General features: G+C 64.1%; 19 protein-coding genes and 2 pseudogenes. 7 read left to right on the top strand and 14 right to left on the bottom strand.

The genetic code is table 11. The annotated features are described in order from the left end of the window. Positions 1–15 precede the first annotated feature (15 nt). Positions 16–696, top strand: a complete 681-nt coding sequence (locus tag ACFU4Z_RS02510) for a RadC family protein (protein ID WP_379059129.1) — start codon at positions 16–18, stop codon at positions 694–696. Here ACFU4Z_RS02510 and ACFU4Z_RS02505 read toward each other — a convergent pair. The 6 genes and pseudogenes from ACFU4Z_RS02505 to hsdR form a co-directional block, all read right to left on the bottom strand. Beyond that, on the bottom strand, positions 668–1,825 hold the full coding sequence (locus ACFU4Z_RS02505; RefSeq protein ID WP_379059127.1) for a hypothetical protein: 1,158 nt from the start codon (positions 1,823–1,825) through the stop codon (positions 668–670). The genes ACFU4Z_RS02510 and ACFU4Z_RS02505 overlap by 29 nt on opposite strands. Next, on the bottom strand, positions 1,825–3,351 hold the full coding sequence (locus tag ACFU4Z_RS02500; protein WP_379059125.1) for an N-6 DNA methylase: 1,527 nt from the start codon (positions 3,349–3,351) through the stop codon (positions 1,825–1,827). Before ACFU4Z_RS02500 ends, ACFU4Z_RS02505 begins: the two co-directional genes overlap by 1 nt. A gap of 3 nt (positions 3,352–3,354) precedes the next feature. Next, complete coding sequence (locus ACFU4Z_RS02495) at positions 3,355–4,227, bottom strand: nucleotidyl transferase AbiEii/AbiGii toxin family protein (protein ID WP_379059308.1); 873 nt, start codon at positions 4,225–4,227, stop codon at positions 3,355–3,357. Continuing rightward, positions 4,227–4,457, bottom strand: a complete 231-nt coding sequence (locus ACFU4Z_RS02490) for a hypothetical protein (RefSeq protein WP_379059322.1) — start codon at positions 4,455–4,457, stop codon at positions 4,227–4,229. Before ACFU4Z_RS02490 ends, ACFU4Z_RS02495 begins: the two co-directional genes overlap by 1 nt. A 213-nt stretch (positions 4,458–4,670) precedes the next feature. Further along, a pseudogene (locus ACFU4Z_RS02485) lies at positions 4,671–4,829 on the bottom strand (hypothetical protein); the annotation flags it as partial. 80 nt (positions 4,830–4,909) lie between these two features. Continuing rightward, complete coding sequence (gene hsdR, locus ACFU4Z_RS02480) at positions 4,910–7,348, bottom strand: EcoAI/FtnUII family type I restriction enzme subunit R (protein ID WP_379059123.1); 2,439 nt, start codon at positions 7,346–7,348, stop codon at positions 4,910–4,912. A gap of 319 nt (positions 7,349–7,667) precedes the next feature. Here hsdR and ACFU4Z_RS02475 point away from each other — a divergent pair. Next, positions 7,668–7,814: pseudogene (locus ACFU4Z_RS02475) on the top strand (FKBP-type peptidyl-prolyl cis-trans isomerase); the annotation flags it as partial. Positions 7,815–8,105: 291 nt separating this feature from the next. Here ACFU4Z_RS02475 and ACFU4Z_RS02470 read toward each other — a convergent pair. Next, entirely contained in the window at positions 8,106–8,279 is a 174-nt protein-coding gene (locus ACFU4Z_RS02470) for a hypothetical protein (protein ID WP_379059121.1), read from the bottom strand. Positions 8,280–8,849: 570 nt separating this feature from the next. Between ACFU4Z_RS02470 and ACFU4Z_RS02465 the strand changes: the two genes are divergently transcribed. The 3 genes from ACFU4Z_RS02465 (at position 8,850) to ACFU4Z_RS02455 (ending at position 10,563) form a co-directional block, all read left to right on the top strand. Next, entirely contained in the window at positions 8,850–9,749 is a 900-nt protein-coding gene (locus ACFU4Z_RS02465; RefSeq protein WP_379059119.1) for a helix-turn-helix domain-containing protein, read from the top strand. After that, positions 9,739–9,945, top strand: coding sequence for a DUF397 domain-containing protein (locus tag ACFU4Z_RS02460; RefSeq protein ID WP_379059117.1), 207 nt, complete (start codon positions 9,739–9,741; stop codon positions 9,943–9,945). The genes ACFU4Z_RS02465 and ACFU4Z_RS02460 overlap by 11 nt, the downstream gene beginning before the upstream one ends. Before the next feature lie 147 nt (positions 9,946–10,092). After that, a complete protein-coding gene (locus ACFU4Z_RS02455; protein WP_379059115.1) occupies positions 10,093–10,563 on the top strand; it encodes a DIP1984 family protein in 471 nt (156 codons plus the stop codon). A gap of 518 nt (positions 10,564–11,081) precedes the next feature. Here ACFU4Z_RS02455 and ACFU4Z_RS02450 read toward each other — a convergent pair. The 7 genes from ACFU4Z_RS02450 to ACFU4Z_RS02420 all read right to left on the bottom strand — a co-directional run bounded on the left by ACFU4Z_RS02450 (position 11,082) and on the right by ACFU4Z_RS02420 (position 19,907). After that, a complete protein-coding gene (locus ACFU4Z_RS02450) occupies positions 11,082–11,948 on the bottom strand; it encodes an alpha/beta fold hydrolase (RefSeq protein ID WP_379059113.1) in 867 nt (288 codons plus the stop codon). Between the two features lie 233 nt (positions 11,949–12,181). Further along, on the bottom strand, positions 12,182–13,351 hold the full coding sequence (locus ACFU4Z_RS02445; RefSeq protein ID WP_379059111.1) for a hypothetical protein: 1,170 nt from the start codon (positions 13,349–13,351) through the stop codon (positions 12,182–12,184). Positions 13,352–13,574: 223 nt separating this feature from the next. Next, entirely contained in the window at positions 13,575–14,684 is a 1,110-nt protein-coding gene (gene add / locus ACFU4Z_RS02440) for an adenosine deaminase (protein WP_379059109.1), read from the bottom strand. 337 nt (positions 14,685–15,021) lie between these two features. Further along, positions 15,022–16,332: a sensor histidine kinase gene (locus tag ACFU4Z_RS02435; protein ID WP_379059106.1), complete on the bottom strand. Its 1,311-nt coding sequence runs from the start codon at positions 16,330–16,332 to the stop codon at positions 15,022–15,024. A gap of 118 nt (positions 16,333–16,450) precedes the next feature. Next, positions 16,451–17,167 carry a response regulator transcription factor gene (locus ACFU4Z_RS02430; protein ID WP_379059105.1) on the bottom strand — a complete coding sequence of 239 codons (717 nt, stop codon included), beginning with the start codon at positions 17,165–17,167 and terminating at the stop codon, positions 16,451–16,453. Between the two features lie 175 nt (positions 17,168–17,342). After that, a complete protein-coding gene (locus ACFU4Z_RS02425) occupies positions 17,343–17,732 on the bottom strand; it encodes a hemophore-related protein (RefSeq protein ID WP_379059104.1) in 390 nt (129 codons plus the stop codon). Between the two features lie 135 nt (positions 17,733–17,867). After that, positions 17,868–19,907, bottom strand: coding sequence for an AMP-binding protein (locus tag ACFU4Z_RS02420; protein ID WP_379059103.1), 2,040 nt, complete (start codon positions 19,905–19,907; stop codon positions 17,868–17,870). A gap of 319 nt (positions 19,908–20,226) precedes the next feature. Between ACFU4Z_RS02420 and ACFU4Z_RS02415 the strand changes: the two genes are divergently transcribed. Both ACFU4Z_RS02415 and ACFU4Z_RS02410 read left to right on the top strand, forming a co-directional pair. Next, positions 20,227–23,994: an ATP-binding protein gene (locus tag ACFU4Z_RS02415; protein WP_379059102.1), complete on the top strand. Its 3,768-nt coding sequence runs from the start codon at positions 20,227–20,229 to the stop codon at positions 23,992–23,994. Then, positions 23,991–24,404, top strand: a complete 414-nt coding sequence (locus ACFU4Z_RS02410) for a roadblock/LC7 domain-containing protein (protein WP_011207200.1) — start codon at positions 23,991–23,993, stop codon at positions 24,402–24,404. Before ACFU4Z_RS02415 ends, ACFU4Z_RS02410 begins: the two co-directional genes overlap by 4 nt. Positions 24,405–24,406 lie beyond the last annotated feature (2 nt).

The following is a 24,406-nucleotide window of genomic DNA, read 5'->3' as shown; positions in this document are numbered from 1 at the left end:
AGATTGGAGGGGGAAGTGCGACTACGGGATCTGCCAGCCGCCGATCGTCCGCGCGAGCGAATGCTCGAGCGTGGTGCGGAGGCGTTGTCTGACCGTGAACTGCTTGCCCTCCTATTAGGTTCGGGCGCACGCGATTTGGATGCGATGGAGCTGGCCGCGCAGGTAATCGAGAGCCAGGGCGGACTGAAGCGGCTGGCTCGGGCTGAGCCTCACGAACTAGTCGGCCTGCTTGGCGTTGGCCCAGCCAAAGCGACGCGAGTCGCGGCCGCGTTTCAGCTTGCCCGACGAGCTTTCGCGGAGGAACAATCGGTGCCACGCAGGATTACAACGACGGCCGAGTTGGCGGCCTGCGCTTCACCGTTGCTGCATGGATTGAGACATGAGCGCGTGGTGATCGTCGTCTGCGACAAGTCAGGCACGTTGCTGCGCACAGTCCGTCTCACCGAAGGCGCCACCGACCATAGTCTCATTCCAGTTCGAGACGTGCTCACGACAGTTCTCGCCACTGGAGGTGTGACGTTTGGAGTCGCCCACAATCACCCGTCTGGCAATCCTGAGCCCAGCGATGCAGATCGAAGCGCCACTGACCGCCTCCGTGAGGCCTCTGAGTCGGTCGGACTCCGTTTCCTTGACCACATCGTGATCACCGATTGCGCCTGGCGGCGGATTACAACTTCCCCGCGAAGGCAGCGTTGAGGACAGAAGCGCGGAGTGCAGTCGATAGATGGTCTCGGTGTTTCAGGAGATCGATGTAGCGCTGGCTTTTGCTCATGTAATTGGATAGTTCACTAAGTGCTTGTTTCTCGCGATCTGCAGGGATGAAAGGAATCTCCATCGACATTAAGAGTCCTGAGCGGAGTCTCGGAAGTTGGAGATTATGAGTCAGCTCTGTCGTGCGGGTCAATGAATTCATGCCACGCAGGGCGGCTGCTATGAGTTCAGCGCTCATAGTTCCATTGGGTCGCAAGACGTACTGTTCGACACTGCACAGACCATGTTTGTCAGCGACCCATACTTTGTTGAGATATGGACGGAGATACCCGAAAAGAATGTCGCCGGGTTGGAAGCGAAGCTTCCTCCCCTTCTCGTCGCCGAGCGGGCGTCCACCGATGCGGCGTCCGCTGTTGGATTCGATATGTTCTAGACCAACGAATTCTTGGGCTTCCCCGCAATCCATGCCAGGATGAATTGTGTTGTTTACGATGTCGCAAGAATTGGATACGGTTGTAGTGCCGTCCGCGAAAGTGGCGAGAAGCCGGTCAATTCCGGCAAGCGGGAGCTTCTGCGCTGCTGAAGAAGAGGATGTACGTCGGAGTTCGTCCACGGTATTAACCCGTCGGAGCAAATTGTCGATCTTATCGGCGATGCGCTGTTGTTCATTCTTGCTGGGCAAGCGTATTTCTTGAGCAGCGAAGCTGTTAATTCCAAGTGTGCGGTTCCTGCCCGCTGATCCGGGTGAGGCGGTACGAATAGCGTCTTGTCCCGGGCCCGATGCGAAGTAGTGGCAGAGATAGCGGATATCTGCCTGAGATTCGTCTACGCGGTAGGTCATAAACCGATGCGAGCCGATTAGTCCATCTTCGTTCTCCGTAGCGATTGCGACGGCGCCTTCCCAGGCGAATACGTTGCTGAAAAGGAGATCGCCCGGGTGGATATGGAACACCCTCTTGCTGCCGAGCTCTACTCCGGAGACCGGGTCCTTATGGAACAGCCCTCGGCCGAACGACCGCAGTCCAACCTCTCTGAATACACCCTCTGGATCCACGGCTGCAGGGCGTCGCTCAAGGTTCAAGATATCGCCGACTCGGTGTATGTGAAGCTGCATTACTCGGAGCTCCTTAACCCAGCCTCGATCTCCTCCAGTAGGCCGAGTATTTCCTTCTCCGTCTTGATCAGGTCTCCCACAAGTTCAGCGGGTGGGCGATGGGCAAGGTCGTTGGCAGTGTTGGGGTTGCTCAGATCGAGGTTGAAATTCCTTCCCTTGATTTCCTTGGAGGAAACCTTCCATGCATGCTCGCTATCCTCGCGGCCTTCGCGGGCCTTTCCGCCCCACCAGGCGGTACAACCGGCGAACTCCTCGCGCCGCATCGGCTTGGTCTTGGTGTAGCCGCGTCGGCCTACAGGCGTTGGAATCTCGTAGAACCAGGTTTCCTCGGTCGGACCGGTCTTCTCGAAGAACAACAGGTTGGCCGGAATCTGGGTGTACGGCGCGAACACGCCTTGTGGCAGCCGGACGATGGTGTGCAGGTTGCACTCCTTCAGGAGCTTTTCCTTGATCTGCTTGGCCGCGCTGCGAGTCTCGAACAAAGAGCCGTTCGGTAGGACGATCGCGCACCGACCGCCAGATTTGAGCCGCTCGATCACCGAATATACGAACAGCCAGGCGGTCTCGCGAGTCGCAATACCTTTCGGGAATCGGTCCGCGACGGACTTCTCCTCTTCGCCACCGAATGGCGGGTTAGTCAGCACGACATCGACGAGGTACTGCCGACTGGTTTCGTTGCGCATTTTTATGAGCGCGTTTTCGCGTACAACGCGTGGAACATCAACATCGTGCAGTAGTAAGTTCATCATGCACAGCAAATAGGGGAGCGGCTTCTTTTCTATGCCGCGAATATCGCTGTGTAACTGTGCCAGCTCCGTCGAGTTGGTGACCAGTGGTTTCGATTCATCGAATGCTTCGACAAGAAATCCGCCGGTGCCGCACGCCGGATCGAGTATTGATTCTCCAAGTTTAAGGAAGGACTGCTCCACCATGAATTTGATGACCGGTCGCGGTGTGTAGAACTCGCCGGAATCGCCCGCGGCGTCCCGCATCTCCTTCATGATCGACTCGTAGACAAACGCCATCGTATGGACAGTGTCGTCGGCCTGAAAGTCGATCGAGTTCACGATGTTGACGAGGTCGCGCAGCAACGTACCGGACAGCATCCGGTTGTTGACTTCCTGGAAGATCGAAGAGATTACATTGCGTGGGTCGTCCGGCCCCGAACCTTCGAGCGTGCGCAGGTACGGTAGAAGATCGTTATTGACGAAGTTCAGAAAACTGTCGCCAGTGAAGTCCTCGTTCGCTCCCCAGGCTTGCCACTGGTGCGTTTCGTCCAGCGCAGGCATATAGTCGTCGTACTCGATCGCTCGCAATCCATCGACTCGTTCATCAAACGCGCGCAGGAACAATAGCCAGGAAAGCTGGGGCAATCGATCCAGATCGCCATTGAGGCCAGCATCCTTGCGCATGATGTCGCGCGCGGTCTTGATGGCCGAGGCGATCTCCGACTTTGTGCGGTATACCTTCCGCTTGGTGGGCACTGGGAAGTCCAGTGCCTCCTCCTGCTGTGTCCGTGCGGGCATGGATTAACGCTCCCTTCGGGATGCATCGTCGAGTGCCGCGTTCCAGAAGCCGCGCAGCAGCGCCAGGGCGGATGGAAGATCGGCCTCGGATTCGGTGAGTTTCGCTGCGAATTCAGGATATTCGGCAGCCCATCGCGGCGGTGGATCAGGGATCGTTGTGGGACACGGGTGAGTGTTCCGGATGGTGAATACGTGTTGCACGATGGCTACCAGAGTTGGGTCGGACCGCAGGCCGTTCTCGATGAGTAAGACCAGATCGACAAGGTCCTTCACCCGTGTATTCGGCCGATCGCCATAGTCTCGGGTCAGCGCATGCAGCTTCTCGGCGAAATGCTGCCGCCGGTCCACGGCTTCGATTGAACGGGCGGGAATGCCGGCGAATTGAAGTGATCCGGGCAGCGTCAGGTGCTCGATCGCCGCCAACTCCTCGCCGCGTGCGGCGACATCGAGGCGGATATTTGAGAACGATTTGCCGGCCAACCATGCCTCGATCGAGTAGCGCCATGCTCCGCGGCCAGCGGTGTCTGCCGACAGTGTCGTCGGTTGGCCGACTCGGAATGAGAACCAGTCCCCATCTTGGTCGACGGCGAGCGCATCGATGAGCAGCTCGCGCACTGAAGTGCCGCTGGGGGCGTCATCCCCGAGTGCGAAGTCGATGTCTTTTGTCGCCCGTGCCCTGTCCCGCAGCCGAAATTCAAGTGCCGCACCGCCCTTCAGGATCCATTGGTGGGCGTCGTCGCCAGCGAGCCGCACGGCAAGCCGATCGAATACCACCCGCCGCCTGAGTCGGCCGAGATCGTGGCCGGACGTCTCGAAATCCCGCTTGAGTCGGTCCTCCAGAGCACGACGCAGATCTATGCTGGTTTTGTACGGCATCACTCGGCCACGCTCCGCAACGCCCGCTCGATTGCGAGCTCGGCGCGTGGGCCCACTGCTTGCGCTGTGTGCGCAAGTCGCCGCCGGGTCATGGTCCCGCGATCGAGAAGTTCATTGACCGCCGAATCGACGATGTCCTGATCGACGCCGGATTCGGCGGACTCGAGGACAGCTCTCAGCGGAGTGGTAACGCGGAAGCCCTCGTGTTGTTCGATGTCCGTATCGGTCAATGTGGCACGGTGCAGGACGACAGAGGTATCCCTCTGCCGAAAGCCGGACGGCACGGTGAGGTGAACGGTGTCAGGATTGGCGATTCCGAGATCGTGAACCGCGAGTGCACTGTCGTGAGAGACGACGGCCCGATCGCCACTCCATAGCATCCATCGGACTAAGTGGTCGGTGTCGTGGCTGGGTAGGGATGAGTACTCGCGAAGGCGATAGATCCCACGGTCGATCCGCACCCAGTTCCCCCGGTCCGTGTGGAAGTGTTGAGCCTGGTAGGAATATCCAGCATCTTTGGCTTCCGCCGCAGTGAAGTAGCCGCGTTGGCGGGTTGCGATCTGCCATAGCCGATCCCGGCGACCGCTTTCATCCTGGCGCACCAGGCGAGTCTAGCACCTTCCTAAAGGTAATTTTTAGTTCTGTGCATGCTCGTGCGTGGAACTCAAATTTTCGTAGGAGGTCAGCTGACGTCGAACAGATACTGCCCGAGGTGGTCGATCGCGTCGTGGAGTTCCACCTTGCCGCCGAACATCGTACTGATCTTGCGCAAGTTTCCGATCTGGCTGAACGGAGCCACGCGCAGTGCGCTGGCGCTCAGCTCCTGAGCGCCGTGTTCGGTGAACTTCTCCAGCAGTGCGTCGAGGACCTTTCTGGCTGTAGGGCCGAAGCTCTCCAAGAACTCCCGCTGTTCGCGTCGAACTCGTAGCGCTCGTTCGGCGCGGGAAACTACGGGTAGCTCCCAGGCGGCGTAGATCACCAAGTCGATCGGATCGGCTTCAGGGTGTCCGAGCCTGGCGAGCAGATCCTCCGGCTCGATCGCTTGGGCGCGCAGTTCTTCTAATAGGGCGGTGCGACTCTTCGTGGTGGCCCATTGGGTCCGGAGATCGTTCGGCGACAACCGCATCGACAGAATCTGGTCCCGGACGAACTCTCGGTACTCGACGAGTCGCAGGGTCTGCCCATCGGGTTCCAGCTGGTAGAACGCCTCATTCCAGACGAACACTTCGACATCGGCAACATAGATCCGCTTGCCGTTGGCCTGGATCTGATCGGCCAGGTCCTCGTCGATCGGGACCGCGGGATGATCAGGGCTGTCGGGTATTTTCCCTTCGTCTTGTTGTTCGTACGCATGGTCGGGTTCTGCGACCTCTTCGTCTTCGTCTGGGATGACCTCGTCGCGCTCGACGACGGCGCCGTCAAGGTCGACAGCGTCCTCGACGAGCCGCAGGGGCGGTCCGTCGAAGGAGGGATCGTTGAATATCCTTGTTGCATAGGTTAAGTCGATGATATCGAACGAACCTTTGCCAGCTTCCAGGCAGAGTCGAGTGCCTCGCCCGATCATCTGCTTGAACAGGGGTGTCGACGCGATGCGCCGGAAGATCACGATGTTCTTGACCGATGGTAGGTCGATACCAGTGGAAAGCAACTGGCTGGTTACCGCAATGACCGGTTCGTCGGTGCTGACCTTGCGGAACTCATCAAGCAGGGCTAGGCCAGGGTCGCCGTCGGCATCGGTGATTCGGCAGACATAATTATGATATCTCTCGACCATGTCGAGGTTGCGGTTGCGCAGCGCCACTGTCATGCGCCAGGCGTGATCGTTGTTCTCGCAGAAGACAATTGTCTTGCCCATCCGGTCGGTCTCCCGGAGATAATCCGTCAGATACCGGGCTACCTCGCTGGTGCGATCGAGGATCGCGAGCACACGCTCGTATTGTCGCGGTCCGTAGATTCCGGAGGGCACCGGATCACCATCTGTGTCGAGCTTCCCGGGTTCGGGCTCGTAGCCCGTGACGTCGACGTTCAGGCTGACCCTGCGCACTCGATACGGTGCGAGGAATCCGTCTTCGATACCGTCTCGCAGTGAGTACTCGTAGACCGGATTGCCGAAGTAATCGAAGGTGACCGCGTCGTTGGAGTTGATCGGCGTGGCCGTCAGGCCGATCTGGATGGCCCCGTCGAAATGCTCCAGGATCCGGCGCCATTGTGATGCCGACCGGGCGCTGCCTCGATGGCACTCGTCCACGATGATCAGGTCAAAGTAGTCGCGCTCGTACATCTCGAACAGCGCTTGTTCGTTGCCCTGCTCCATGGATTGGTAGAGGGCGAAGTAGATTTCTCGACTCCGCTGATCGCGGCCACGGGTGAGTTTGTGCACCACATCGCCGAATGCTGGAATGAAGTAGTCGTCCTTTGGCTGATCGACGAGCATGTTGCGGTCAGCCAAGTAGAGAACCCGTGGCATGCGTCCCGGCGTCCAGTTCGACTGCCTCAGTTTCGCGACGAGTTGCAGCGCGACCATCGTCTTGCCTGCCCCGGTGGCGAGTACGAGCAAGATTTTGCGGTTGTCTCGGGCAATGGCCTGCAGTGCTCGATCGACCGCAATGCGCTGGTAGTACCGAGGCCGTAGCCGAATGTTGTCGCTGTCGCGCAGTGTCGAGTTGTATGCTGCGGTCAGTAGCCGCTTCTCCAGGTCGTTTTTGACACCGGTATCGCGGCAGAACCGCTGCCACAGTCCTTCCGGCGACGGAAACTCGGCAACCTCCGTGATCGGACCACCGATCACTATCTCCCAGATGCGGTGACCGTTTGTGGCATAGGCCACCGGGAGTCCGAGCTTTTCGGCGTATCGAGTGGCCTGTGCGTAACCGTCTTCGGCCTTGATCCGCGTCCGTTTGGCCTCGACTACGGCGATCGGAAGCTCATCGCGATACTCAAGCACATAGTCGGCGACTAGCGCGCGAGCGTGACGATGCCTACGAGCGGAGGCAATGATCTTGCCTTTGGTGATGGCGTACTGCTTGCGGATTTGCTCGTCCTGCCAGCCCGCTTGTTCGAGCTTCGGTAGAACCAGCCGCTGGCAGGTCTCGTCTTCGCGTATACCGCCCCAATCACGCACGACTTATTGATACCCCAAGACGCCGGCATTTGGAACGGTGATCAACTACTTCGTGCCACGAACTCGCCACGAGTCTCGATTCGAGATCAGTTGTGGACGACCTCGACGAGGTCGTCCACCGGGCGCCATCGGCCAATTACATACTAGCGCCGGTCAATTGGTCGACCACCGTGCGGACTAGGGTGCCGAGATCGGTGCTCGGGTCCACGGCGCTGCCGACGAGGTTGCTCAGCTGGGATACGGCCTGGTTGGAACATTGTGCAGGCTTTCAAGTTTCCACTGAAGATCGGGCGCCCGTGTCAGATCTACGCCGGTTACGTGGCAGGACGGCATCCCCGGCATGAAGGTCGGCGGTCGTCGCCAGCTCACCATCCCGCCGGAGCTGGCCTACGGCCCCGCCGGTGCGGGCCACAAGCTCTCGGGTAAGACGCTGGTCTTCGTCATCGACCTGCTGAACGCCAACTGAGCGAAAACCCTTACTGCGGCCCGTGTTCCACTTCGGTGGACACGGGCCGCAGTGTTTCGGCATCAGATCCGGGTGACGTGGACGGGCCAGTGGCACTCTCCGTCGCCGTCGTCTACGGGTCATCCATCTGCGCCGATCAGGCAAGCCGAACCATCGGACCTGTAGAGGACCGCTCGGCTAGCTATCGGGGCCAGTTCGAGTTTCCCGGGCGTGTCCTCGTGAAAGATCGCGAGTAGCGCTCGCACAGAGGGGTCGACATCGAGTCCGGTCCAGTCCTTCTCGGACATCGGTTTACGTTTCCGTCGCCGACGCGGGAAGGTCGGCGACGTTCAGCAGCGCGACCCAGTAGGCATCGCGCAGCGCGTCCCACAGATCGTAGTGACCGGGGAATGCGTCACGGACGTCCGCGAGATCCGGGGCGTTCGGTTCATCGAACAACACCATGCCCGGCCCTGCGTCCGGCATTGGTTCACCACTGGGCCATCGATATGACGCCGAGGCGTCGGCCCGGTTCTGTATACGGAGAATCCGGCAATCGTGTCCGATCAGCCGCCAGGTGACGACCTTTCGGCCATCCGCTGATTCGGTGGTACGCAGGCGATCTCGGCGCATCATCGGTCCTCGAGGTTGGTGCGCCCGGTGCCGGGGGGCCGTACACCCCGGCACCGAGACGATTCGGCAGATGTGGGTTGATCCGCCCACTCACGGATCGCGTGTACGAAGCTCTCGACCACGTCGGCCGGTGCGCCCACGTACGCCATCGGTGGCCCGATGAATGGATCACGTTGCGGAAGTACGTTATTCGGCATCTGCGGACCTCCAGGGATGGCTGCGGCTCAGGTACGCCCGGAGGGACCGTGAGGGAGGTCGACCCTTGCTCCAGGCGCATGACCAGCACAGCACCGGGTCCGGCCTTCAATTAGTGAAATCTGAATGTTCAGATGAACTTGTCCAAAGCTCCAGGGCGAGATGCGGATACGCGGTAGAACGGGTTCGGAATCCAGCGAATGCGTGTTCACCTCGAGGAGTACTGCGATGCCCCAGGACGAGTCTCCGACTCTGCTGCGCCGCCAATTGGGTCGGTTCCTCCGCGAATTGCGTGAGAAGCAGGGCTTGACGATCCAGGATGCGGCTAGGGAGGTTCAGCTCAGCTACAACGCGCTTCAGCGACTGGAGGCCGGCCGCACAGTCAATCCGAAACGGCAGGACGTTCGGGAGCTGTGCATGTTGTATGAGGTGGCGGAGGGGGAGACGAAGCAAGCGGTAGACCTCGCCTCTCGTGCGGCTGCGGCCAAGGACGAGGACGGCATTACGTCTCTCGGCGGGCTGTTTTCGGACGCGTTCAACATGTATGTCGGTATGGAGCGCTCGGCTCGACGGCTCTTGTCGTACGAAGTGCAAGTACCTGGCTTACTGCAAACTGCCGACTACGCTCGTGCGCTGATCGGAGCGTTCTTCCATGACGGAACCCTCGACGAGATCGAGCGGCGTGTACAGGTCCGGCTGCGCCGTCAGGTGGTTGTCACCCGGAAAGCGGCCCCTCTGGCGTTGGAGATCCTGCTCGATGAATCTGCCTTACATCGGGTTGTCGGAGATTCGCGAGTGATGGCAGCGCAGCTCCGCCAGCTTGCCGAGGTCAGCAAGTTGGAGAACGTCAGCCTCCGAATACACCCCCACTCGGCGGGATTCACGCGCGGCATCTTGCACAGTTCGTTTGTGATTCTCGATTTCGGCATCGGCAGCAAGGGCAAGCCAATCGAGCCACCAGTGGTCTATCTCGACGGTGGGATGAGTAGCGATCTTTACCTCGAGAAGCCTGAGCTGGTTGAGCGATACACTGAAATGGCCGACGATATCCGGCGGATAGCGCTGGATGAGAAGAGCACGCGAGACCTGCTACGACAGGTGGCGAAGGAGAAGTACGGTGACCGTTGACCTGTCCCGGGCACGCTGGTTCAAGAGCAGCCGCAGCGCGTCCAATGGTCAGTGTGTAGAGGTCGCGTTCCTCGATGCCGGCCTGGTTGGCGTGCGGGACTCCAAGAATCCGACGGGTCCTGCGCTGGTCTTCACGCCCGGCGAGTGGTCCGCCTTCACTGCCGGTGTCCAAGATGGCGAGTTCGATCGCCCATAGCCACCTCTGGTGCGCTCGACCAGCACACAGGCCCAGCTCGAGATCCCTTCGAGCTGGGCCTGTTTCGCGAGCAGGGAAATTGGCGTGACTCGTTCTGGCGTGGGATCTATATTTCAGACTTTGCGGTCGACATCGAAGGGAGGGGCCTTGAAGCTGGCAGAGGCATTGTCGTTGCGGGCGGATTCGGCGCGGCGGATCGAGCAGCTGCGGGCTCGCATCGTGAGCAGCGCTCGCTATCAGGAGGGGGAGGAGCCTGCCGAGGATGCGGCGGGGCTGCTTGCCGAGGTCGGTGAGGTGCTCGGGGAGTACGAGACGTTGATTCGGCGCATCAATCGCACCAATGCCGCCGCGCAGATCGACTCGGACGGCACCTTGACGGATGCGCTGGCGCGTCGGGATACGTTGCGGTTGCGGCATTCCGTGGTGACCGCCGCGGCGGATGCGGCTTCGGGTAAGGGGCAGCCGGGTTATGCGCGTCAGTTGCGGTCCGAGCTGAAGATGTTGTCCGCCTTGCCTGTTGCGGGGCTGCGCGAGCAGGCCGATGAGCTTGCCAAGGAGCTTCGCGAGCTCGACGTGCGAATCCAGCGCGCCAATTGGGAGGTCGATCTGCTGGACTGACGCAGCGAGGTGGAGCAGGTAGTTGTCGCGGAGGCGTGCACAACCCGCTGGGCCGACGGGTATTCGGCCCGCCTCCTGGCGCACGATGGGCAGTGCGAGGGTTCGACTCCCTTCCTCACAGTGCAGCCCAGCATGGCGCACAGGTGACAGGGCACGGCACACAGCACACCACCATGTGCAGATCCGCGACGACGAGGGCGGGCAAGGGGCACTCCACCTCCATACATGCGACAAGCGCGGCAACCATGAAAACTCCACATTCGCTCGTGACGACACAACCTCCCTGTCGACTGCGAACCCGCCGCAACTCGTACGCAAACCCTCTAGTCCAACCAGACACCAGTGCACCTCGTCGATTCGACGGTAGTGAAATGGCGGTCCGAACCGAAGCTCAGAACAACCATTTCACTACGCTCGATACCTGAAATGCCTGCGACGCGACCACAGCCAGTCGCTGGACGTTGTGTGCCTGCCTTGTTCTGTGCAGATCAGTACGGCTACCGGATGCGGTTGATTCCCTATCCCGCCAGCACTTCACGCAACTTGGTGGCGAAGCCGTCCGGGTCACCCTGCTGACCGAACTCGCCGCCGAGGAAGCCGCCGTGGTGGCTGGGGAAATCCACCGGCGTCGAACCCAGCTGCTCGGCGACGGCTACGCCGGTCCGATACGCCAGTTCCCCTGCCGATTCCACGCCGATGGCGACCACGATGCGGGTGGAGACGGCACGGAGCGTCTCGAAGTCGTGGTCGTAGTGAGTGGTCGGGAGGATGTTCTGACCGACCAGCGGGTCGTTGCCGGAGCCATCGTCCTCGGTCGGGAGGCCGAACGCGGCGGGGTCGACCGGGAGGGCGGGGAAGTCCGCGGGGACTTCACCTTTGAGCTGGAGCAGAATGAGGAATTTGGCCATGGCGAGGCCGAAGCCGTCGCTGCGGTAGGTCTCGTGGATATGAGCGGTAGCAGCCATTGCCTGCTCGCTGTCGGGGAGGTACCGGACGGCGGGGGGCTCGTGGGCTACGAGGATGCGGACCTGTTCGGGATGCTTGGCGACGAGGGCGAGGGCATTGACCGCGCCGCCGCTGCTGGCGAAGAGGTCGATCGGGCCGCCGCCGAGGGCGTCGATGACGCGGTGCAGGTCGTCCGCGTGCAGGTCGGGGTTGGATTCGCTGGTGGGGTCGTTCTTTTCGCTGCGGCCGGTGCCGCGCGGGTCGTAGGTAACGACCGTGCGGTCGGGGAAGCGGGCGGCCAGGCTGACGAATCCACTGGCGTCCATGGGCGAGCCGATCATCATCAGGATCGGCTCGTCACCGGCCTGCTCTGCTTGGCGTACGTCGTAGGCGATTTCGGCGCCGGAGGTTTCGAGGGTGTAGGTCTTCAGCTCGGTCATGGTGGTCGCTCCTTTTTGTTGGTTATTCGTGCAGACGGACGGGGGCACCGAAACTCATCGGTGTGTCCGCAGCGGCCCGCACGAGAACACAGAGCGTCCGGCGCGACGGCCTCGACCCGCGACTGCTTGATGATCTGGCCTGTGCTTACTGGTCGGCCGTATTCGGCCCCATCCGGCAAGCCCCCGTTGCCCTACGTGAGCAGTGTGTTCACAGGCACTGAGGAGGCCCGAGGTCACTCGTGGACGACTTCGACCGGATCGGTGAGTGCGAGGGCGAGTGCGGACTGCTGGCTGGTGCTGCGCTGGGGGAGGGCGGCCATGGCCTTGTCGGTTTGGGTGCCGAGGTTGGTGACGATCTGCTGAAGTCCGGTGACGCCTGCGGTCATTTGGCTGATGGCGCTGGTCAATTGGGCGCCGCCCTGTTCGGCCAGCTGCGGGAGGCCCTCGGCCAGTTTCGCGCCTTCGTTCAATTGGGCACTCGCGCTGTGCAATCGCGCTACGACGGTGCGCAGCAGGGTGCCGAGATCGGTGTTCGGGTCCACCGCGCCGCCCACCAGGCTGCCGAGGCCGGTCAGCTGAGATCCGGCCTGGCCCGAAACATCGCGCAGGGCTTCGAGTTTCCCGATCACGTCGGCCAGCCGGGGATCACCGGCGAAGGGCAGCGCGCGCAGCAAGGGAAGGATCTGATCGAGGCCGCCGCTCACGGTGTTCGCGGTCTGCTCGACTTGGGCGATGGTGATCCCGGTCGAATCCAATGCCGAGGCAAGCTGATCTGCCTGCGCCGCCGCGCCATCGACCGTCGAATTCAGCAGGGCGATCGCCGAAGTCAACTGTGCGGAGCCCTCTTTGGCGAAGCTCAGGAAGCCGAGCAACTGATCGGCCCCCGAGCTGAACTGATCCGCGCCCGTGGCTGCCGCGTTCACTCCGGCATTGAGCAGCTGGGTAGTCAATTGCACCGACGAGAGCTGGGTGCGCGCTTGGGCGACGGCCGACAGCGCGGCATCGACACCCGCCGCGCCGATCCGATGCGTCACCTCGTTCACCGCGCCGTTCACCAACTGCGAGTCCGCGCCTTTATGCGTCGCGACGGTCACCTTGGCCCGTTGGGGCTGGTCACCGGCCAGCGTGCCCATCGCGGCGGTGAGATCGGCGGGCAGCGTGATCACTGCGGCGTAGTCGTCGAGATCCGCCTCCCCGGGCTCGGCCGCGGTCCATTCGTAACCGCCCGCCTGCTCCAGCGCCTGCACGACGCGCGCGCCGGTAGGCCCGGTGTCGGCGTTGACCACGGCGATACCGGTCGGTGCGGCGGCGGAGCGCGAGCAGGCCGTGATGCTGCCCCCGATCGCGCCCGCAGCGACAATCCCGACGGCGAACAGTGCCCAGCGGGCGCGTTTTCCGATCACATCAGCAGACCCTATGGCCCGCGATTGGCGCAACGAATAGCACTTCTCTGAGGATTCGGTAAGGACCAGCGCCCAAGACCTCGTCGAACGTCCTTGTCGCACTCCTCGTTTGCTGTGCGATGTGTTCCGCGGCCGCCGCGCCCGAGCGAGAAGGGTCGCCGTAGTAATCGCCGAAATCGGGTCGATCGGCAAGTCCTGCGGTAGCGCGAGGCTAGCCAACGACTCAGTCGCCGAACGCTGACTCGCCGACCTCGTGCAGTTGCTGCCGCAAGGCGTTGTCACACAACGCGCCATCGACGCCCGCTCGGTAAGCGGAGGCGGGACTGACACCGAGTCGCTCGGCCAGGTCGTATTCCTGGCCGAGCGTGGTGTTGAAGAGCGCCGGGTCGTCGGTACCGATACTGCAGCGGACGCCGGCATCGAGCAGTCGCGGTAGTGGATGCTCTGCCACGTCGGCCACGACACCGGTGCCCAGATTCGAGGTCGGGGTTACGCGCAGCACGATGTCGCGATCGACAAGCTCGGCCATCAGGGCGCGATCGCCTGCCGCGGCGATGCCGTGCTGCAGCCCGTCCGGATTCCAGCGCAGGACATCCCGGATGGCGTCGACGCCCCCGGCTTCCCCGGCGTGTGGGACGATCCCCAGCCCGCCTTCTCGGGCGATGGCCACCGCCCGATCGAACTGCGAGATGTCGCCGCGCGCCAGTTCGTTGCCACTGACGTCCAAGCCGACAATGCCGCGGTCTCGGTATCGCACGGCCAAACGGGCGCATTCTTCGGCAAGGTCGTGTGGAACTCCCCAGATCAGGCTGGGCATTGCCCGCACTTGGACACCATAGCGTTCAGCCGAGGCGACAATGCCGTCTGCGACGCCGTCGAACATAGCCGGGTAGGGGATGTTGTCCCATTTATTGCGATTGATGGGAGAGAAGGTGGCTTCGATGTACTCCACGCCATGGGATCTCGCCTCGGCGGCGTAAGCGATCACCGCCTGGCGGAAGTCGTCTTCGGTCCGCATAGCGCCTGTGGTGGTGCGCCACATCTGCAGGAAGTGGTCGAAGTCGCGGTACTGGTACATCTCGGACAACGCGGCGACATTGTCCGCGGGCAGAGCCACGCCGTTACGGCGGGCCATGTCCAACAAGGTGTTCGGCCGGATCGTGCCCTCGAGGTGCACGTGTAGCTCGATTTTCGGATACGGGTTCGGGGATGCGCTGCCGAGCGGGTGCGCGTCGTTGGAGCCGCCGAAACCTCCCGAGGCATCGTCTGAATGTCCGGACCGTAGATGGCCGTTTTCGAAATCGTGGCGAAACCCTCTGTCAGCTCTCCGCAATGTTTCACCACCATCGGTGGCTCCGTGAGCGAGGGACCTGACGCCGTGCTGGGCAGCCCATGCCCCCGTCGTGAGATCGCCGCTCAAGAGTTTGGCGAGTCGGACACCTGTCTCCGACAGAACCTCGGATCGAATCAGCAAGTCAACCCAACCTCCGGCCTGATCACACAGCTTTGCATCGAAATATTACAGCGACTGTACGAAATTGGTTCCCATGCTGATTGTTCAGACCGGACCGCGCCCTCCGGAATGATCTTGTCCCCCCATTCTGCCGCCGACTACGGCCGTCATCGGAAGTCGCACCATAACTGTCCGGGAGCGGGTGATCGGGAACCGCTCAGTGCGCGGTGCGGTTGGGCAGGTGCAGGACCAGGCGGATGCCGCCGAGCGTGCCGTTGTCGAAATAGGCTTGCCCGCCATGCAATTGGGCCTGCTGGGCGACCAGGGCGAGGCCGAGGCCGGAACCGCCTTTGCTGGCTTGGCTGCCTCGGAAGAAACGGTCGAACACCGCGGTGCGCTCGTCCACCGGGATGCCGCGGCCGTTGTCGTCGACGGAGATCACGATGTGCCCGTCCGGTGCGCGATGCGCGGACACCAGCGCCTCGGTCGCGCCGCCGTGTGTCACCGAGTTCTTCAGCGCGTTGTCGACCGCGAGGCGCAGCCCGGCGGGCAGACCGCGGGTCACCAGTTCGGCATCGGTGTCGATGCGCACGGTCAGGCCGGGGAAATGCCGCATGGCGTCATGTGCGGCCTGATCGCACAGGTCGCCGACATCGGTGGCGACGTGGTCGCGTTCGTTGGTGAGATCGCCGGTGGCCAGACGCTCGAGCGCGGCGAGGGTGGTTTCCACCCGGCCCTGGCTGCGCGCGAGGTCGGTCAGGATCTCGGTGCGCTGGGCCTCGTCGAGGTCGAGGGTGCGCAGCACCTCGAGATCGGTGCGCATCGCGGTGAGGGGAGTACGCAGTTCGTGGGCGGACACGGCGGCGAAATCACGCGCGGTCTCCAGCGCGGCGGCAGTCTCGTCCTGCGCCTGGTCCACGCGGTGCAGCATGGTGTTCACCGCCTCGGCGAGCTCCTCCGCTTCCCGCACACCCGATCCGTCGACCGGTGATTGCGGATTATCGGGATCGGGCCTGCCGCTACGGGCGCCGACCTGGCGGGTGAGGTCGGTGATCGGTCGCACCGCGCGTCCGGCGAGCAGCCAGCCGAGCGCGGCGGCGGCGGCGATGGCAAGCGCCGCGCCCGCCAGGACCCAGCGCTTCTGCTCGGCGGTCGCCCGGGCCGCTTCGGCGGCGGGGATGCCGAGTGCGACCGTGCGGCCCGGCGGTTGGTTCTCGGTGGTGGTGAGCATTCGATAGCGGACGCCGCTCACGGTGACGGTGCCGAATCCTGGTGCCAGATCAGGCAATTGGGTCGGTCCGCTGGCGGTGACGACGCTGTTGTCGCGGACAGTGACCGCCAGGTTGGTGTCGAGCCCGGAAATAGTGACGAACCCGGCGGCCAGCTCTGGCTTGAGCAGGACGATGCGCGAGACGATGGTGATCTGCTGATCTATCTGCGCCACATTGTTGCGTTCGATCGCGCGCACGCTGATGAGGCTCAGTATGGACACAATGATCACCGCGCCGGCCGCCGCGGCTCCGGCCACCCGGGTACGCAGCGAAAATGACCGGCGGCGACGCCTTTTCGTCGGCGCAGGCGGTGTGGTCGGCGACCAAGAGGCCTCCGGCGCTGCGGGCGAAGAGCCGGTCACCTTGTGCTCGAATTCATTTGGGCGCTCGCAGCACGAACCCGACGCCGCGGATCGTGTGCAGCAGCCGCGGTGAGTCGCCCACCTCGAGCTTGCGTCGCAGATAGCCGACGAAGACGTCGACCACATTGGTGTCGGCCGCGAAGTCGTAGCCCCACACCAACTCCAGCAGTCGCTCGCGGCTCAGCACCACACCGACATTCCGCGCGAGCGTGGACAACAGCTCGAATTCCCTTTTGGTGAGCTCGATTTCGTTCCCGTGCAGCAGTGCGCGATACCCGGCGACGTCCACCTCCAGCGGCCCGACCGTGACCGCACCGGGCGTGGCCGGTGCGGTCACGTCCGCGCGACGGCGCAGCAGCGCCCGGATCCGCGCCACCAACTCCGCGAGCACGAACGGCTTGACCAGGTAGTCGTCGGCGCCGGATTCCAGCCCCGAGATCCGGTCGTCGACCGAGGCGCGCGCACTCAGCACACAGATGGGCACCTCGTTGCCGAGAGCGCGCAGCGCGGTCACCACCCCGGCGCCGTCGAGCACCGGCATGTTCATGTCCAGCACGATCGCGTCCGGCGCGTGTTCGGCCACGCTGCGCAGCGCTGCGGCGCCGTCCCTGGCGACAAGCACCTGGAAGCCGGACAGCCGCAGCCCGCGCTCGACCGAGGCGAGCACATCCTCGTCGTCGTCGACAACAAGGACGGTCGGGGTCGTACGCTCGCTCGTCACGTCGTTCATTGTGCGCTTCCGCCTCTCCGCGTCTTCAGGCCATACCAGCAGGTGCCGCGAGGTTTTGCGGGCAGGTCCTGCGGTGGGCGCGCCGGAGTTTCGGGGCGTGCCCGGTGAGTTGCCCCTGTACTGACGAGATCAGCCGGCCTGTTGGGATCCGAAAAGGCGAGCCGGGAGTGCCGGCCTAGTAGCTGTGGCAGGAGTCGGCGACCGCGCGGATCGTCGCGCTCAGACCGGAGGCGCGCGGATCGTTCTGCGCGTCCTGCGCCGCACTCGGGTTCTCGTCGATCACACGCTGGAATTCCGCGCGGCGCTGTTCGACCGGCTGATCGAACTTGCGCTGCAGCTCGGCCTTCTGGCTCGGGTTCGAGTCGAGAATCGAGGCCAGCTGCGGGGCCTTGGCATGCAGGGCGGCGTCGACCTGGGCGAAGGAGCAATCGGAGGTCAGCAGCGGCGCGGCCATGTCGGTCATGGCGTCGGCGGAGGCGATGGTCGGCGCGAGGAACATCGCGACGGTGGCGAGTCCGCACGCGGCGAGTGCGGTGTAGGCGGGTCGACTGCGCAAGGCCTTCATGTGTGGCTCCAGATCTTCGAGGGGTACGTCAGCGGTGGTCTCGACGCTGTCTCGAGGCTATTGCCATGGGCTGGCACATCGGTGAGCTATCCCTGAGAAACCTCTGAGGGATGTTAACGCCGGATGAACGCAAATCTATGACGGCGCAACCGGATCCGCGTTCGGCGCGAGCGGCGTGCCGCTATCGGCCGAGGGCGGTCGGGCAGCGGCGATCTGCTGCTCCAGGGCGTCGAGCACCGAGGAGTCCTCGATAGTCGAGGGGATCTCATAGGTGTCGCCCGCGGTGATCTGCCGAATCGTCTTGCGCAGGATCTTGCCCGACCTGGTCTTGGGCAGCGCGGAAACCACCACGGCATCGTGCAGGGTGGCGATGGCGCCGATCTGCTCGCGCACCCGCGCGATCAGTTCGTCGCGCAACTGCGCCGGGTCGATCTCGACGCCGGACTTGAGCACCACATACGCGATCGGCCGCTGGCCCTTGAGTTCGTCGGGCAGTCCGATCACCGCGCATTCGGCGATCGCCGAATGGCCCGCGATGGCGGCCTCGATGCTGCCCGCCGATAGCCGGTGTCCGGCCATATTGATGACATCGTCGCTGCGGCCGAGGACGAACAGGTAGCCGTCGTCGTCGAAATATCCGGAGTCGCCGGTGAGATAGTGCCCGGGGAAGGCCAACATGTAGGACCGGACGAAGCGTTCTTCATCGCGCCATAGGCCGGTGAGGGTGCCAGGCGGCATGGGTAGTCCGATGACGATATTGCCCTCGGTGCCGGGAGCGACCGGATTGCCCTCGGCGTCGAGGACTCGCAGCCGGAATCCGGGCACCGGCACCGACGCCGAGCCCGCCTTGATCGGAAGCTGCTGCAGGCCGAGCAGGTTCGCGCAGATCGGCCAGCCCGTCTCGGTCTGCCACCAGTGGTCGACGACGGGGCAGTCCGGCCGGTCGGCGAGCAGGGTCTCGGTGGCCCATTCGTAGGTCGCCGGATCCAGCCGCTCGCCCGCGCAGAACAGCGCGCGCAGCGAGGACAGGTCGTAGCCGCGCGCCAGCGTGGCGTCGGCATCGGCCTTGCGAATGGCGCGCAGCGCGGTCGGCGCGGTGAACAGCACGCGGACCTGATGCTCGGCCACCACTCGCCAGTAGGCGCCCGCGTCCGGGGTGCCGACCGGCTTGCCCTCGTAAAGGAGGGTTGTCGCGCCGACCAGCAATGGCGCGTACACGATGTAGGAGTGCCCGACGACCCAGCCGACGTCGGAGGCGGCCCACATCACCTGTCCCGGCCCGACGTCGTAGATATTGCGCATGGACCAGGCCAGGGCGACCGCGTGTCCGCCGTTGTCCCTGACTACGCCCTTCGGCTTACCGGTGGTGCCCGAGGTGTACAGGATGTAGAGCGGATCGGTGGCGTCCACCGGCACCGGATCGGCGAGCGGCGCATCGCGCACGGCGTCCTCCCAATCCAGCCACTGCGCCGCGACGGTCTGGGCGGAGCTGGGCAGTGATTCGGTCGCGGGCTGGGGCGCGGGGAAATGGATCGTCGGGAACTGCGCGCGCTGCTTCACGATGACATTGCGCGGCGCGCTGGTCTCGGCAAGATCCAGCGCATGCAACACGATCGGCGGGTAGTCGATCCGGCGACCCGGCTCCAGGCCGCCGGAAGCAGTGATAATCAGCACAGGCGTCGCGTCATCGATGCGTGCCGCGAGCTCGGGAGCGGCGAAGCCGCCGAAGACTACGGAATGCACCGCGCCGATGCGGGCGCAGGCGAGCATCGCGATGACCGCTTCGGGGATCATCGGCAGGTAGATGATGACGCGGTCGCCCTTGGTGACACCGAGCCGGACCATCGCGCCCGCGAAGCGGGAAACCTCTTCGAGGAGTTCGGCATAGGTGAAAACGCCTCTGGCGCCCGTCATAGCGGAGTCGTATATTAGTGCGGGCTGGTTCGCCCGGCCTTCCTCGATTGCGGTGTCTCCGTGCACATGTCGGTCGAGGGCGTTGAAGGAGGTATTCAGGCGAGCATCAGGGAACCACCTGGTCACTGGGCGGGCCATGGTGTCGACGATCTGGGTTGGCGCGACCTCCCAATCGATCGCCTCCGCCGCGCTGCTCCAGAACTCGGCCGGATCGACCAAGCTGGTCTGATAGACCGGTCGGTAGTCGTGCTTCGCGTTCAACCCGGTGACTCCCTAGCCTCGCCTCGATGCCCGCCTCGATAGATCAGGACGATTGTGGCAGACTTCACGCGACGCCCGGGTGGGTGCCGCGACCTCTGGTTATGCCTGGAACGGGCTGGTCAAGGACCGTAGCCCTACTCGGAGTCAACCAAGAAGTTATTGATCCGTTAGAATCTGATGTCACTTATTTGGGCAGTCGTAGACGCAATTTCTCGGCCAGCCGCAGTTCCTCGGCCAGCTCTGCCTGTCGAGCCAGCATGCGAGTGTGAAGGTTCGCTGATGGCGCGTGGTTGGGGCCAGTTTGGAAAGTGAGTGGGAGATGCGTGACGCCGCTAGGTCCGGCAGCAAACGCTGGGCGCTCGGCAACTGGGACCTGCGCTGGAAGGTTACGGCGGTTTTGGCCGTACCGCTTGCAGTCGCGGTCGGCCTCGGCGTGTCCAGGATTGCTTCCGAGTTCGCCGAGGCGAACCGGCTCGCCGGTGCCGCCGAGAACATCGGTGCCATCCCGGCTGTAACCGCGCTCAGTGCGCAGACGGCGACGACCGCCGCCTCGCAGATGATCGCGCTGTTCCCTGGTGCGCCATCGATCGTGTCGGACAAGAACCTCGCCGACCTCGATGCCGCCATCGGCAATGCTGAGGCCGTCGGCCCCAAGCTGAACGGTGTGTCGGGCGCTCGCGCGTCACTGGACAACATGCTCACCCAGGCAAAAGCCGTGCGTGCGCAGGGCAAGGCCACCTCGACCCAGTCGGGCCCCGAGATCATCGCGATGATCGACCGGGTCCGCAATGACAGTGTGCGCATCGTCGAGACCACGGTCGGCCAGGTCAGTGACCCGGCCATCGATATGGCGAAGCTACGTCTTGTCGACTCGCTCAACACCCGCGCCTCGCTGGTCGGTGAGATCGCCGCGTTCCCCGAAATCCTGCGCAATGCGCAGGTCGGCGTGCAGGCCTTCCTCACCGCGGCGAACACCGAGCGCTCGCTGCTCAATGTCCTCGCGCACCGTTTCTCCGACGGTGATACCTCGATCGCCGACCTGCGGGCCGGTATCGATACCCGAATCGGGCTGCTGAGCAGCCCGCAGTCGCAAACCGGTCAGCTCCCGGTCGGCGACCTGAAGAACTCGCTCACCGCCAGCCTCGATGTCTACGAGCGCGTCGTCGGCAAGGCCACCAAGGACATCGACTCCTCGATGAATGCGCTGGTGTCGAAGGCCAACACCGACGCGTGGACCTATACCGCGGTCGTCATCGCCACCATCCTCGCCGCGCTGATGCTCGCCGTTTTCGTGGCGCGCTCGATGATCGTGCCGCTGCACCGGCTGCGCCTCGCGGCGCTGCGGGTGGCCGAGAGCGATCTGCCACACGAGGTCGCCCAGCTGCGAAACGGCGCTTCCCCGGAGGACGTGCCGCTGGAGCCGATGCCGGTGCGCAGCGCCGAGGAGATCGGTCAGCTGGCCCGCGCCGTCGACGACATTCACGGACAGGCGCTGCGTCTGGCCAGTGATCAGGCGCAGATGCGTTCTCAGGTCAACGACATGTTCGAGACCCTGGCGCGCCGGTCCAAGTCGCTCGTCGACCATCAGCTCACGCTGATCGAGGCGATGGAGTACGACGAGAAGGATCCGCGACTGCTGGAGAACCTCTTCCGGCTCGACCACCTGGCCGCTCGTATGCGCCGTAACGGTGACAACCTGCTGATTCTGGCCGGTACCAAGCAGCGCCGTGCCAAGTCCGCTCCGGTCGAGATCGCCGACGTGTTGCGCGCCGCTATCTCCGAGGTCGAGGACTACGAGCGCGTCAAGCTCGGTGCGACACCGCGCGGTTCGCTGAAGGAACCCGCAGCCTCGGATATGGCGCACCTGTTCGCCGAGTTGCTCGATAACGCGCTGCGTGCTTCACCGCCCGAGACCGATGTGAAGTTCACCTTCGCGCAGGCCCATGACCAGGGCATGCTCATCGAGGTGGCCGACCGGGGTATCGGTATGCCGCCCTCGGAGATGGCCGATATCAACCACAGGCTGGAGCAAACCGCCGAGCCGGGCCCCGACACCGCACGGCACATGGGTCTTTTCGTGGTCGGCAGGTTGGCCGAGCGGCACGGACTCACGGTCCGATTGCGGCCGACCTTCGACACCGCGCGTGACCCGGGTGTCACCGTGACCGTGCATGTTCCGGTGGGCCTCATCGTCATCGGACAGGGACAGAAATCCGCGCTGCCGACGCAGGCCGCACCTCAGGTGTCGGCCGGTGCTCCACAACGGCAGGCGAGCCCGTCATCGATGCAGATGCGGGGGATTACCAGGACTCCTGGGGGCAACGTGATGGTCACCGTCGATCCCGGTGTGAGCGGCCCGATTCCGGTCAGCAGCCCGGCCCCCGCGGCCGGTGGTCCGGCGGCGGCAGGCGGTGGCTTGCCGCAGCGGTCGCCAGGATCGACGATTTCCGCAGGCCTGAACCCCAATTCGACTCCGGGCGGTGCGACCCTGCGCCCCACACCCGGACAGGCGCCGAGCGGTCCGCAGCGCGGCAAGCTCGCCGCGGCGAACCTGCCCAAGCGCAGCGTGTCGCCGGGTGGTCCGCCGCCGCGCCAGCCCGATGGCGTCGAACCGACCGTGACGGGCCTGCCGCCGCGTGATGCGAACTCCGGTGAGCTGCCCCTGCGGCAGCCGGGCGCCAATGGCGTGCCGAAGCCTTCCGCAAGCGGTGGTCTGCCGCAGCGTCAGCCTGGCACCACGAGTGGTCTGCCGCAGCGTCCGTCGGGTCTGAACGGTGTGCCGCCGCGCGAACCAGGTGCGAGTGGTCTGCCGCAGCGTGAGTCGAACACGGGTGGTTTGCCGCAGCGTGAGCCGAGTTCCGGTGGTCTGCCGCAGCGTGACTCGGGCACGGGCGGTCTGCCGCAGCGTGAGCCGAGCGCTGGCGGTCTGCCGCAGCGTCAGTCGGGTCTGAACGGTGTGCCGCCGCGCGAACCAGGTGCGAGTGGTCTGCCGCAGCGCGACTCCGGTCCGAACGGTCTGCCGTCGCGCGATCCCGCTTCGGGTGGTCTGCCGCAGCGTTCATCGGGCCTGAACGGTCTGCCGCAGCGGGAACCCGGTGCCAACGGTCTGCCCCAACGGGATTCCGGGGCGAGTGGCCTCCCGCAGCGTGATTCGGGTCTGGGCGGTTTGCCGCAGCGTGACCCGAGCACCGGTGGTTTGCCGCAGCGTGACCCGAGCACCGGTGGTTTGCCGCAGCGTGACCCGAGCACGGGCGGTTTGCCGCAGCGTGACCCGAATACCGGTGGTTTGCCGCAGCGTGACCCGAGCACGGGCGGTTTGCCGCAGCGTGACCCGAGCACGGGCGGTTTGCCGCAGCGTGACCCGAGCACGGGCGGTTTGCCACAGCGTGACCCGAGCACGGGCGGTCTGCCCCAGCGTCAGCCTGCGGCGACGAACTTGCCGCAGCGGGACGCGGTGAACGATCTACCGCAGCGTCAGCCCGGCTCTCAGGTGCCGCCTGGCCTGCCGCAGCGTGACGCGAATACCGGTGGTCTGCCACAACGTGAATCGAGGTCCGGCCTCGGTCTGCCGCAGCGCGAGCGCGGCAACCCGCAGCCGCCGAGCGGCGAACAGCCGGCGCTCTCCGATTCCGGAGCGTCGTTGGCAGGCCGCGACCCCGGCCGCCACAGCTTCAAACCCGATACGGGCAAGGCCGCCTCGTTCTTCCAGACCAGGCTGCAGCCCGCGGCGGAAACCAACTCGCCCATGGACAGCCCGATCTTCGCCGAGATGATGTCGGCGTGGCTGACCGATCCGAACCCGGACCGGTCCCAGGTGGCCGCGTCCTTCGAGGCGCCGGGCGACGAAGGATGGCAGGCGGCTCAGCGGGCGAGCGAGGCCCAGGCCGAAACAAAGACTGCCGCCGGGTTGCCCCAACGCAATCCGGGCGGAAGGCTGGTCCCCGGCGCCGTAATCGGCGCCGCGGATCGGGCGGCACGTCGCGATCCAGAAACGATCAGGTCCAGCTTGAGTCGTCACCAGCAGGGCGTCCGGGATGGCCGCGCAATGAAGGCAACGAACCTAACCGGAGATAAAGGAGACCGATGAACCCCGATCTAGGTGGTACGAATCGTCAGCTGGATTGGCTGGTTTCGAACTTCGCCAACGAGGTTCCTGGCGTAGCTCATGCCGTCCTGGTCTCGGCTGACGGCCTACTCATGGCCGCGAGCGCCCAGCTGCCCGTCGATCGCGCCGAGCAGCTCTCGGCCGTCACCGCGGGACTCGCCAGCCTTTCGGTCGGCGTCTCGAACCTATTCGAGGGCGGCACCGTTTTGCAGTCGGTGGTCGAGATGGAGCACGGCTACCTGCTACTCATGGCAGTCGGCGACGGCTCCTACCTCGCGGTGCTGACCAACACGTCCTGCGACATCGGTCAGGTCGGATACGAAATGGCTTTGTTGGTCGAGCGTGTTGGCCAGACAGTGCAGGCCACACCACGCGTCACGATGGGTTCCTGATG

Origin of the sequence: Nocardia sp. NPDC057440, assembly GCF_042802915.1 — a bacterium.
GTDB lineage: Bacteria > Actinomycetota > Actinomycetes > Mycobacteriales > Mycobacteriaceae > Nocardia.
Note: the sequence above shows the minus strand (reverse complement) of the source record. Positions and strands in the feature narration are given on the sequence as shown.